This window comes from Pseudomonas bharatica CSV86 (genome assembly GCF_000319305.2).
GTDB lineage: Bacteria > Pseudomonadota > Gammaproteobacteria > Pseudomonadales > Pseudomonadaceae > Aquipseudomonas > Aquipseudomonas bharatica.
In genome coordinates this window covers 420,982-433,197 of the sequence record NZ_AMWJ02000001.1, presented here as the reverse complement: position 1 = coordinate 433,197, position 12,216 = coordinate 420,982, and the positions used below count along the sequence as shown (strand labels likewise).

At 63.7% G+C, this 12,216-nt stretch carries 7 protein-coding genes and 2 pseudogenes; 6 read left to right on the top strand and 3 right to left on the bottom strand.

Annotation, left to right across the window (positions count from 1 at the left end):
• The first annotated feature begins 13 nt into the window (after positions 1 to 13).
• Complete coding sequence (locus CSV86_RS02020; RefSeq protein ID WP_009399811.1) at positions 14 to 1,138, top strand: OpgC family protein; 1,125 nt, start codon at positions 14 to 16, stop codon at positions 1,136 to 1,138.
• 111 nt (positions 1,139 to 1,249) lie between these two features.
• On the opposite strand, the gene CSV86_RS02015 is transcribed toward CSV86_RS02020, so the two are convergent.
• Positions 1,250 to 2,587 carry an amino acid permease gene (locus tag CSV86_RS02015; protein WP_009399812.1) on the bottom strand — a complete coding sequence of 446 codons (1,338 nt, stop codon included), beginning with the start codon at positions 2,585 to 2,587 and terminating at the stop codon, positions 1,250 to 1,252.
• A gap of 203 nt (positions 2,588 to 2,790) precedes the next feature.
• Between CSV86_RS02015 and CSV86_RS02010 the strand changes: the two are divergent.
• The 3 genes and pseudogenes from CSV86_RS02010 (at position 2,791) to CSV86_RS02000 (ending at position 7,486) form a co-directional block, all read left to right on the top strand.
• Positions 2,791 to 5,957: pseudogene (locus tag CSV86_RS02010) on the top strand (transglycosylase domain-containing protein).
• A 207-nt stretch (positions 5,958 to 6,164) separates the two neighbouring features.
• Positions 6,165 to 6,722 (top strand): PadR family transcriptional regulator, encoded by a 558-nt coding sequence (locus CSV86_RS02005; protein WP_009399816.1) that lies wholly within the window; start codon positions 6,165 to 6,167, stop codon positions 6,720 to 6,722.
• Positions 6,719 to 7,486, top strand: coding sequence for a siderophore-interacting protein (locus CSV86_RS02000; RefSeq protein WP_009399817.1), 768 nt, complete (start codon positions 6,719 to 6,721; stop codon positions 7,484 to 7,486). The genes CSV86_RS02005 and CSV86_RS02000 overlap by 4 nt, the downstream gene beginning before the upstream one ends.
• A gap of 6 nt (positions 7,487 to 7,492) precedes the next feature.
• Here the strand turns inward: CSV86_RS02000 and CSV86_RS01995 are convergent.
• Both CSV86_RS01995 and CSV86_RS01990 read right to left on the bottom strand, forming a co-directional pair.
• Positions 7,493 to 8,130 (bottom strand): annotated as a pseudogene (locus CSV86_RS01995) (Pr6Pr family membrane protein).
• A 4-nt stretch (positions 8,131 to 8,134) separates the two neighbouring features.
• Positions 8,135 to 8,368 (bottom strand): VF530 family protein, encoded by a 234-nt coding sequence (locus CSV86_RS01990; RefSeq protein ID WP_009399821.1) that lies wholly within the window; start codon positions 8,366 to 8,368, stop codon positions 8,135 to 8,137.
• Positions 8,369 to 8,530: 162 nt separating this feature from the next.
• Here CSV86_RS01990 and CSV86_RS01985 point away from each other — a divergent pair, with 162 nt between their 5' ends.
• Positions 8,531 to 10,570, top strand: coding sequence for a TonB-dependent receptor (locus CSV86_RS01985; protein WP_009399822.1), 2,040 nt, complete (start codon positions 8,531 to 8,533; stop codon positions 10,568 to 10,570).
• 293 nt (positions 10,571 to 10,863) lie between these two features.
• The gene (locus CSV86_RS01980) at positions 10,864 to 12,201 is read left to right on the top strand and encodes a carbohydrate porin (protein WP_051032702.1); all 1,338 of its coding nucleotides are present in this window, start codon (positions 10,864 to 10,866) and stop codon (positions 12,199 to 12,201) included.
• The last annotated feature ends 15 nt before the right edge of the window (positions 12,202 to 12,216 follow it).

Sequence of the window (12,216 nt, the reverse complement as noted above, 5' to 3'; positions counted from 1 at the left end):
ACGAGCCTTCAGCATGACCAATGCCCGCGATCATCGAATCGACTTCTTCCGGGGCCTGGCGCTGGTCTTCATTTTCTGGGACCACATTCCCGGCAACCCGCTGGCCAACCTGACCGTACGCAATTTCGGCTTCAGCGACGCCGCAGAGATCTTCGTCTTTCTCGCCGGCTACGCGGCGGTGCTGGCCTACGGCAAGGTGGCGCTGCGCGACGGCTGGGTAGTGGCCTGCGTGCGTATCCTGCGCCGGGCGTGGGTGCTTTACGTGGTGCATATCTTCCTGCTGGTGTTGTTGATGGGCATCGTCTTCGTCGCCAACAACCATGTGGAAACCCGCGACATGATCCAGGAAATGGGCCTCTACTATTTCCTCGGCAATCCGCAGCAGGCACTGGTGGACGAACTGCTGCTGCGCTTCAAGCCCAACCTGATGGACCCGCTGCCGCTGTACATCCTGCTGCTGCTCGGGCTGCCGCTGGTGCTGCCGTTGCTGATGAGGAAGGCGGAATACGTGGTCGGGGTGTCGGTCGCGCTGTACCTGATGGCGCCGATGTTCCAGTGGAACCTGGCGGCGCAGGAAGGCGGGGTATGGTTCTTCAACCCGCTGGCCTGGCAGTTGCTGTTCATTCTTGGCGGCGCGGTGGCGATCAATGGGCAGCGCGAGCAGGCGCCGGAGCTGCGACCATTGCTTCGGCAGCCGTTGTTCGTTGTCTCGGCGATCTACCTGGTGCTGTGTGCCGCGATTGCCCTGTCGTGGCGCTGGCCCGAGGTGCATGACGCGGTGATGCCGAAGTGGCTGGCGGAGTGGTTGTATCCGATCAGCAAGACCAACCTGTCGCCGGCGCGCTTGCTGCATTTCCTGGCGCTGGCCTATTGCACGGCGAAGCTGCTGCCGGCCGGGCCGTGGGTGGAAACCTGGCTGGCGCGGCAGAGTTGCCGGATGGGCAGGTATTCGCTGGAGGTGTTCTGCCTTGGCGTGCTGCTGGCGCCGTTGGCCGACATGGGCAATGCGCTGGCGGGGGATCATTGGGCGATGCAAGTGGTAACCGCATTGCTGGGGCTCGGGTTGATGATGGGGCTGGCGTTGTGGCTGGACTGGAACAAGCAGTTGACCCGCGTTGTGCCAGTCAGGGCTGCGTGAGCGTTTTGGGGCCGCTTTGCGGCCCTTCGCGGGCAAGCCACGCTCCTACCTTGGAACGCGATCTCCTGTAGGAGCGTGGCTTGCCCGCGAAGGACCGCAAAGCGGTCCCCATCAATTCTTCAGCCAGTAATAGACTCCCGCCAGCCCCAGCAGAAACCCCGGCCCCACATACAAAGCCATCCGCAACTCCCCGAAATATCCCATCACCCCCAGCACCAGCCCGAGAAACGCCAGGGCCAGGTACGAACTCCACGGCCACAGCCACATCGGATAGCCCAGCCGCCCATGCTCTTCAGGGCTCAACCCGGCCCGAAACCTGAGCTGCGCCAGCAGGATCACCGCCCAGGTCCAGATCGCACCGAAGGTGACGATGGCCGTAGCCCAGAGAAACACCTGCTGCGGTACCAGGTAATTGCCCAGCACACCCAGCAGCAACACGGCGAGCGACAGCAGCAGAGCATTGCGCGGCACTCCGCTCGCCGTGGTACGCCCGAACAGCGCCGGCGCCTGACCCTTCTCCGCCAGGGCGCAGAGCATCCGCCCGGTGCTGAAGATCGCTGCGTTGCAGGCCGACAAGGCCGCCGTGATCACCACGAAATTGATCAGCCCCGCCGCCGTGCGAATTCCCAGGCGCTCGAAGGTGAGCACGAAAGGGCTGCCGCCGCTGCCGATCCCGTGCCACGGATAGATCGACAGGATGACGAACAACGCACCGACATAGAACAGCATCACCCGCCAGAACATCGAACCGATGGCACGGGGAATGGTGGTTTCCGGGCGCCTGGTTTCGCCCGCGGTGAGGCCGATCAGCTCGGTGCCGAAGTAGGCGAACATCACCAGTTGCAGCGACATCAGCACGCCTTCCAGGCCCTTGGGCATGAAACCGTCGTGACGCCAAAGATTGGCGATGCCCGTTGCCACGCCGTCGTTGCCCAAGCCGAAGGCGATGATGCCGACCCCACCCAGGATCAGGCCCAGGATGGTGATCACCTTGACCAGGGCGAACCAGAACTCGAATTCGCCGAAGGCCTTCACCGCCAGCAGATTGATCGCGGCCATGCTGGCCAGCGCCGCGAGCGCCCACAGCCAGCGCGGTGTGTCGGGAAACCAGACGTCCATGTAGATGGCCACCGCGCTGATTTCCGCGACGCAGATCACCATCAGGGCGAACCAGTAGTTCCAGCCGGTGAGAAACCCCGCCAGCGGACCAAGGTAGTCGTGGGCATAGCGGCTGAACGAGCCGGCTACCGGGTTGTGCACGGCCAGCTCGCCGAGCGCACGCATGATCACCAGGATTACCAGGCCGCCAACGAGGTAGGCCAGGAGAATCGCCGGCCCGGCCATCTCGATGGCCCTGGCCGAGCCGAGGAACAGGCCGACGCCGATACAGGCGCCCAGGGCGATCAGGCGTACGTGGCGTTCGCCAAGCTCGCGTTTCAAGGTGGGCATGGGTTCGATCTCCGTTTGAGGTGAGAGACAGGCCATCACCCTAGTCCGACACATCGCAGCCCAACTGCCAAAGCGGCATAACGGGATATTTCCTACTGCCACTTAGGAAATAACCGACGACACTCAACAATTTCCGCTCCGCCTGCGACCAGCGTCTAAGCTTCAGACAAAGCAAGAGAAATAACGAAATCAGGCTTAAGACTATGGGCGCACAGTGGCACTCCGATAACGGCAGTAACCTCGCAGCCGCCGAGCAATCGGAAGTACCGCCGTCCCCACCACCGCCTCCGCGTCGTTCCCGGCTGCGCCTGCTGTGGTGGCTGCTGTTCCTGATCGTGCTGGTTACCCTGGCCCTGCTGGCCTATGCGGCAGCCAAGGAAATGCAGACCTCGGCCATCCAGTCCCGGGAATTCAGCCGCTTCGCCGCCACCCTCAGCTACTCGATGCACAAGGGGCCAAGCGATGCGATCGTCTATCCGGGTGAAGGCCCGTTCGACAAGCGCCTTGGCTACAGCGCCCTCGGCGAGTTCATCCCGCGCCTGCTGAAGCGGGACTACGTGGTGGTGGAACAGACGCGCTTCTCCCGGCACTGATGGACTACGTCAACCACGGCTTCTTCGTACCCTATACCGAGAAGATCCAGAGCGGCCTGAGCATCACCGACTGCAAGGGCAGCGTGCTTTACCAGTACCAGTACCCCCAGCATCTCTACCCCGACTTCGCCTCGATCCCGCCGGTGATGGTGCACAGCCTGCTGTTCATCGAAAACCGCGACCTGCTCGACCCCAATGACCCCAATGCCAACCCGGCCGTGGACTGGCCACGCTTCGCCAAGGCGGCCTACACCCAGGTCGCCAAGTACCTGGCCTTGCCCGGCCAGTCGGCGGGCGGCAGTACCCTGGCCACGCAACTGGAAAAATACCGCCATTCGCCGGACGGCCTGACCGTGTCCGGCGCCGAGAAGATTCGCCAGATGATTTCCGCCAGCGTGCGCGCCTACCAGGACGGCCCGCAAACCCTGGAAGCACGCCAACGCATCGTTCGCGACTACCTCAACAGCGTGCCGCTGTCGGCAGTGCCCGGACATGGCGAAGTGCACGGCATGGCCGAAGGCCTGCGGGTCTGGTATGGCGCCGACTTCGCCGAGGTCAACCGCCTGCTGTCGTCCACCGCCACCGACCCCGACACCCTTGCCGCCCGTGGCCTGGCCCTGCGCCAGGTGCTGTCGCTGATGATCGCCCAGCGCCGGCCTTCGCATTTTTTGTCCAAGGGCCGCAACGAACTGGCGACCCTGACCGACAGCCATGTCCGCCTGCTCGCCGCCAACAACATCATCGACAAGCCGCTGGCCGACGCGGCTCTGGCGAGCAAGGCCATCTACCGCGACTGGGTGGCCCAGCCGACCATCGTGCCGATCGTCACCAACAAGGGCATCAGCGTGGCCCGCAGCCGCTTGTCGAGCATGCTCAACCGACCGCTGTACGACCTCGACCGCCTCGATCTGTCGGCCACCAGTACCCTGCAATCGGACCTACAGGAGCAGATCAGCCAATACCTGCGCGACCTCGCCAATCCGGAGTTCGCGGCGAAGATGGGTTTGTTCGGCGAGCGCCTGCTGACACCCACCAGTACCACCCAGGTGCGCTACAGCTTCACCCTCATGGAGCGCACCGCCGACGGCTCGCGGGTGCGGGTGCAGACCGACAGCACCGACCAGCCCTTCGATATCAACGAAGGCAGCAAGCTGGAACTGGGCTCCACTGCCAAGCTGCGGGTGCTGACCAGCTACCTGGAGATCATTTCCGAGCTGCATGACCGCTACGGCAAGATGTCGGTCGCGGAACTGAAGAAAGTCGAAGTGGCCGATGTCGATTTCATCACTCGCTGGTCCATCGACTGGCTGATCCAGAACAAGGACCGCGACATCAACGCAATGCTCGACGCAGCGCTTGAGCGCAAATACTCGGCCAGTCCTGGCGAGGCTTTCTTCACCGGCGGCGGGCTGCATGTGTTCAACAACTTCCGCAAGGAAGACAACGGGCGCATCCCGACCCTCAAGGACTCCCTGCGCGAGTCGATCAACCTGCCGTTCATTCGCCTGATGCGCGACCTGGTGCGCTACAGCACCTACCAGGCGCCGGGCAACAGCACGGCCCTGCTCAAGGACGATGCCGAACCACGGCGCCAGGAATACCTGGCGCGCTTCGCCGACCGCGAAGGCACCGATTTCCTGCGCCGGTTCTGGAAAAAATACCAGCGCAAGACCTCCCAGGAACGGCTCGACACCTTCCTTGACGGGCTGAGGGTCACGCCGATCCGCCTGGCCGCAGTGCACCGCTACCTGTTCCCGGAGGCCGACCAGGCCACCTTCAACGCCTTCGTCCGCGCCCATATGAAGAAGGAAGGCGTGGTCGCCAAGCCGGCCGGTGGCAAAAAGGACCCGCTCAGCGACGAGCGCCTGGAAATCCTCTACGCCGCCTACGGCCCCGGCAAGTACGACCTGCCCGACCAGGGCTTCATCGCCAAGTCGCACCCGCTGGACCTGTGGCTGGTCGGCTACCTGCTCAAGCACCCCAGCGCCAGCTTCCAGGAAGCGACCCTGGCCAGCCATTTCGAGCGCCAGGAAGTCTATGGCTGGCTGTTCAAGAGCAAGCACAAGGGCGCACGCGACAGCCGCATCCGCACCCTGGTGGAGGTCGAAGCCTTCCTCGATATCCACCAGCGCTGGAAGCGGGTCGGCTACCCCTTCGACCACCTGGTGCCCTCGCTTGCCACCGCCATCGGCAGCTCCGGCGACCGCCCGGCGGCATTGGCCGAGTTGATCGGGATCATCCAGAACGATGGCGTGCGTTTGCCAGTGTTGCGCATCGATACCCTGCATTTCGCTGCAGGAACGCCTTATGAAGTGAGCCTGGCCGGGGATCCGGACCGCGGCGAGCGGGTGCTGTCCGTCGAAGTGGCCCGGGCCTTGCGCGGGGCGCTGTCGCAGGTGGTGGATGCCGGTACGGCGCGGCGGGTCTCGGGGACCTTCAAGCTGGATGACGGCACCGTACTGACCATGGGCGGCAAGACCGGGACCGGTGACAACCGGATCGAAAGCTTCGGTGCCGGTGGCCGGCTGATCGGCTCGCGTTCGCTCAATCGCACTGCGACCTTCGTGTTCTACCTGGGCGACAACCATTTCGGCACGCTGACGGCGTTCGTGCCGGGGCGCGCCGCAGAGTCGTTCAAATTCACCTCGGCGCTGCCGGTGCAGGTGCTCAAGGGCATGGCGCCAATGCTGCTGCCGTATCTCAAGCCGGGTGGCAATACGCAGTGCGCGGTGCCGTTGACGGCGGAGCCTGGGGCGAGTGTTACCCAGGCACATTAGATCTTTGTTGCTCTTAAGGGCCCTATCGCTGGCAAGCCAGCTCCCACAGGTACTGCACAAGACTGAAGGTTTGTGCTGACCCTGTGGGAGCTGGCTTGCAGCGATGAGGCCCTTTGCTTCAACACACCTTTCAGCACCTGGGCTTGCAATAAGATATATCTTGAGTAATATCTTGAGACATATCGCAAGCAACCAGGAGCCCCTCCCATGCGCGATCACCACTCTTCCCACCGCGAGCCCGAAGGCTTCGAGCGTCGTCGCGAGCGCGGCGACCGGGGCCCGCGGGTCTTCGCCCCGGGCGATCTGAAACTGCTGCTTTTGGCCATGCTGGCCGAGCAGCCCTGCCACGGCTACGACCTGATCCGCCAGATCGAAGCCCTGTTCGACGGCAACTACAGCCCGAGCCCCGGCGTCATCTACCCGACCCTGACCTTCCTTGAAGAGAGCGAGCTGATCATTGGCGAAGTCCATGGCAGCAAGAAGCGCTACCAGGCCACCGAGGCCGGGCGCGAATCACTGAAGGAACAGGCTGTGGCCCTGGATGGCGTGCGCACCCGCATCGAAGTGAGCAAGCGCTCGTTGCGCGGCCATGACCGGCCGCCGGAGATCCACGAAGCCGTACACAACCTGCGCCATGCCCTGCAGATGCACAGCGGGCGCTGGAACCCACAAGAAATAGAGCGGGTACGCCACCTGCTCAATGAAACCGCGAAAGCCATCGTTGCCGGACCTCTCACCTCCCCTTCCCAGGAGCCATCCGAATGACTTCGAGCGAAAACACCATCCACCGCGTCATGCACCCGATCAAGCACCGTCAACTGACGGTACTCAAGGTGGTCGACCTGACCCCGCGCATGCGCCGCGTCACCCTTGGCGGCGAGCAATTGCAGGGCTTTGTCAGCCTGGGCAGCGACGACCACGTCAAGCTGCTGTTCGCCAACAACGCCGAAGAGCAGGCGGCCATGGATGCCCTCGACCTGCCGAAGGACGGCATCAAGCCGACCATGCGCGAGTACACCCCGCGCCGTATCGACCTGGTCAACAACGAACTGGACCTGGACTTCGTTCTCCACGGCGATGGCCCTGCATCGACCTGGGCGGCCCAGGCCAAACCCGGCCACAGGCTGAATATCGCCGGCCCACGGGGCTCGCTGGTGGTGCCGGATATCTTCGACAGCTACCTGCTGGTGGGCGATGAGACCGCGATTCCGGCCATTGGCCGGCGCCTCGAAGAACTCGGCGCCGGACGCAAGGTGCTGGTGGTAGTGGAAATCGAGGACGAGCATGAACGCCAGGCGCTGCCGAGCAAGGCCGATGTCGAGGTGATCTGGGTCGAACGGCACAAGCAGTCGGTGCTGGACGTGCTGGCCGGCCTGCAATTGCCGGGCGGCGACCTGTACGCCTGGGTTGCCCTGGAAAAGGCCCTGACCCGCAAGGCCAAGGCGCTGCTGCTTGAAGAGAAAGGCATAGCCGACGATCGCCTCAAGGCCGCCGCCTACTGGCGCCTCGATCCGCACGACGAGGAGTAATAGCGCTCAGGCCTGGCCCCGGCACTTTCCCTGCCAGCGGTCCAGGCCGACGACGCACAGGCCCAGGAGCATGAACGCCGCGAGCATCACCAGCGCATTGAGCAGCACCTGCTCGTAGCCGAGCGCGGCGACATCGATGAACGGATACGGGTAGAACCCGATCATCTGCCCGCGCAGCAGGACATAGCCGAAATACACCAGCGGATACGCCGACCAGGCCAGCACATGGCCAATGCGCAAGGCGCCCTTGTGCGTCCGCCGCCACCAATACAGCGCGAACAGCAGCGGCATCACATCGTGCAACAGCCCGTCGGCAACCCATTGCCAGCCCGGGGCTGCCAAAGATGGCGCAGCAGCAGGCTGTAGGCGATCGCCACGAACAGAATGCTCGCCAACACACCGGACACCACCGAAGACGCCAGCCAGAAACGCCGTGCCGAAGCGTCACGCCCGAAGGCATCCGCGGTCAGTACGGTGGCAACCAGGATGTTGCTGAGCACGGTGAAGAAACCGAAGAAATTCACCAGCCCGCCCAGCAGGCTGGCGTCGCCCTGCCAGCGGGCGATCAGGATCAGGTACAACTGCACCGTCAGCCCGAACCAGCCAAGCACCGCCGCGGCACCGGTCCAGCCCTTTGCACTCATGCGCCTACTGCTCGCGCTTGATGTCACGCAGCATCTTCAGATAGAGGCTTTCCACCTTTTCCCGTGCCCACGGCGTCTTGCGCAGGAAGGTCAGGCTCGACTTGATGCTCGGATCGCTCTTGAAGCAGCGAATATCGATGCGCTGCGCCAGCCCGGACCATTCGTAGCGGGCCACCAGGGCATTGAGGATCTGTTCCAGGGTCACGCCATGCAGCGGGTTCTTGTCAGTGGCGGTCATGCCAGTGCTCCAGCCAAACGAAGGTGCGCACCTTAGGCCCCTTTGTGCAGCGGGGCAATGCTCCAGACAGTCTAGTCCGCGGGGTGGTCTTCCAGGTGGATTACAAATGGACATTATTGCAATGTTATAGTGTAACCACTCATAACCTGCCAAGGACCCTCCATGCGTTACCTGCCCCACCCGCTCTCTCCTCTCGCTGTCGCGCTCTGGCTAGCGTCGTCGCCCAGCCAGGCCCTGGAACTGGAGCCCCAGGTGATCACTGCCAATCCGCTGGGCAACGCCCAACTGGCGACGCCGAGCAGCGTGCTCGAAGGCGACCGGCTGCTGCTGCAACAAAAAGGCAGCCTCGGCGAAACCCTCAATGGCGAGCCGGGCGTGTCCTCCACCTGGTTCGGACCGGGCGCCAGCCGCCCGATCATTCGCGGCCTGGATGGCGACCGGATTCGTATCCTGCGCAATGGCGTCGGTGCCCTCGATGCATCGTCACTGTCTTACGACCATGCCGTGCCGCTGGATCCGGTGAACATCGACCGGGTGGAAATCGTTCGTGGTCCGGCCGCGCTGCTCTATGGCGGCAACGCCATCGGCGGCGTAGTCAACACCTTCGACAATCGCATCCCGACCGAGGCCATCGAAGGTATCCAGGGTGCCGGCGAACTGCGCTACGGCGGCGCCGATACCACACGCAGCGCGGCAGGAAGACTGGAGGCCGGCAACGGGCAGTTCGCCCTGCACCTGGACGCCAACAGCCGGCAGTTCAACGACCTGCGCATTCCCGGCTACGCCCGCAGTTCGAAGGTGCGTGACGCCGACGAGCCCGGCAGCCGCCATCGCCTGGAAAACAGCGACGGTCGCCAGGACGGTGGCGCGGTCGGCGGTTCCTATACCTGGGAGCATGGCTACACCGGCGTGTCCTACAGCCGCTACGACGGCAACTACGGCTCGGTGGCCGAGCCCAGCGTGCGCCTGGCGATGGAGCAGGACCACTACGGCTTCGCTTCGGAAATCCGTGACCTGGAAGGCCCGTTCAGTTCGCTGAAGGTCGATCTCGGCTACACCGACTACAAGCACAGCGAACTCGAAGAAGGCGAAGTCCACACCACCTTCAAGAACAAGGGCTACGAGGCCCGGGTCGAAGCCCGTCACCAGCCGCTGGGGCCGCTGGAAGGGGTGATCGGCGCGCAGGTCAACCGCAACGAATTCTCCGCCCTGGGCGAAGAAGCCTTCGTCCCGCAGACCGATACCGACAGCGTCGCCCTGTTCGTCCTGGAGCAGTGGCAGGCCACCGAGCGCCTGGCCTTGAGCCTGGGCGGACGCCTGGAGCACACCCGGGTCGATCCGGACGCCAAGGGCAACGAGCGCTTCGCTGCAGCCGACAGCGCCAGCAGCTTCACGGCTGCCAGCCTGTCCTCGGGCGCGGTCTATCGACTGACACCGATCTGGTCCCTGGCCGCCAGCCTCGGCTATACCGAACGCGCTCCGACCTTCTACGAGCTGTATGCCAACGGCGCCCACGTCGCCACCGGCGCCTACGAAGTGGGCGACCCCAACCTGTCCAAGGAAAAAGCCATCTCCGGCGATCTTGCCCTGCGTTTCGACAACGGTACCCACAAAGGCAGCGTCGGCGTGTTCTATAGCCACTTCCGCAACTACATCGGCCTGCTGGCCAGTGGCGAATTGCGCGAAGGCCACGACCATGGCGATGACGATCATGACCATGACCACGACGACGGTGATATCCCCGAGTACCTGTACAGCGGCGTACGGGCGCGCTTCTACGGCATCGAGGCGCAGGACCGCTGGCAATTGCTGGAAAACCGTTACGGCAGCTTCGCCCTGGAACTGTCCGGCGACTACACCCGGGCCAGGAACCTCGACACTGGCGAAGACCTTCCGCGCATCGCGCCGCTGCGCCTGAACAGCGGGCTGGTGTGGAATCTGGATCGCTGGCAGGCACGGATCGATGTGCAGCACGCCGCATCACAGCATCGCAAGCCGGCCAACGAGACCAGTACCGATGGCTACACCACCTTGGGCGCCAGCGTCGGGTATCGCTTCAATGTGGGTGAAAGCGAATGGCTGGCGTTCGTCCGCGGTGAAAACCTGACTGACCAGACCGTGCGCTATGCCAGCTCGATCCTGCGGGACGTGGCGCCGGCTGCGGGGCGGAGTGTGGAGGTGGGGCTGCGGACGACCTTCTGATCAGAGGAGTCCCCAATCGCTGGCAAGCCAGCTCCCACAGTGTCCGCAGCGCTGCTGAACCCTGTGGGAGCTGGCTTGCCAGCGATGAGGCCCGAAAAATCGACACAGGATTATTACCAATCCCACAAAACACCCTGACAACCTCCAGCCTTTCCAACCCCAACAATCCTCTATATCCTCCCCGCCCCAAGCTGAAACGCTTAATCACCCCGAATTTACCGAAGAATCCTGGCGAACTCCCAGCGCCGGGATATCTGCCGTTTTTTTCAACAATCAAAAGATAGCGCTATCTCATGCCCTGCCCCCCTGCTTTCCGACTCCTCGCCGCACCGCTGTTGTGCGCCCTCGCCGCCTCTGTCCAGGCCACGCCGATGTTCAGCGCCGACTCCCCATGGATGCTCGGCGACTGGAACGGCACCCGCAGCGCGCTGGCCGAGCGCGGCTATGACTTCAGCCTGGACTACACCGGGGAAATGGGCAGCAACCTGCACGGCGGCTACGACCACGACCGCAGCGCGCGCTACAGCGATCAGTTCGCCTTCGGCAGCCATCTGGACCTGGACAGGATCCTCGGCTGGAACGCCACCGAGTTCCAGTTGACCATCACCGAACGCCACGGCAACAACATCAGCAACGACCGCATCAACGATCCCCGCGTTGGTGGTTTCACTTCGGCCCAGGAAGTCTGGGGCCGTGGCCAGACCTGGCGGCTGACGCAGCTGTGGATCAGACAGAGGTACTTCGACGGTGCCCTGGACGTAAAGGCCGGGCGCTTCGGCGAAGGCGAGGACTTCAACAGTTTCCCCTGCGACTTCCAGAACCTGGCGTTCTGCGGCTCCCAGGTCGGCAACTGGGTCGGCGACAGCTGGTACAACTGGCCCGTCAGCCAATGGGCCGCGCGGGTGCGCTACAACTTCAGCCCGGAGCTGTACGCCCAGGTGGGCGCCTTCGAGCAAAACCCGTCGAACCTCGAACGCAACAACGGCTTCAAGCTCAGCGGCAGCGGCACCCGGGGCGCGATGTTCCCGGTTGAACTGGTCTGGAGCCCGGCAATCAGAGGCCTTAAAGGGGAATATCGGGCGGGCTACTACTACAGTAATGCCAATGCCAAGGATGTTTACCGCGACGACAACGACCAGTCCGCTGCATTGAGCGGCCAGAACTACCGCAGCCGTTCGAGCAAGCACGGGTTCTGGCTTGGAGCACAGCAGCAGGTGACGTCGTTGGCCAGCGACCATTCCCGTGGCCTGAGCGTTTTCGCCAATGCCACGCTGCACGACAAGAAGACCAATGCCATCGACAACTACGTTCAGGCAGGTGTGGTGTACAAGGGGCCGTTCGACGCCAGGGCCCAGGACGATATCGGCTTCGCCCTGGCCCGCGTGCACGTCAACCCGGCCTACCGCAAGAACGCCGCGGCGCACAACCGCGTCGCCGGCGTCGATGATTTCGACGAACCGGCCTTCCTGCCGGTCCAGGACACCGAATACAGCGCCGAGCTGTACTACGGCATCCACCTGGCCAACTGGCTGACCCTGCGCCCGAACCTGCAATACATCCGCCATCCGGGCGGGGTACAGGCAGTGGACGATGCGCTGGTCGGCGGTTTGAAGATCCAGAGCCACTTTTAACCGGCCCGCGGGCCT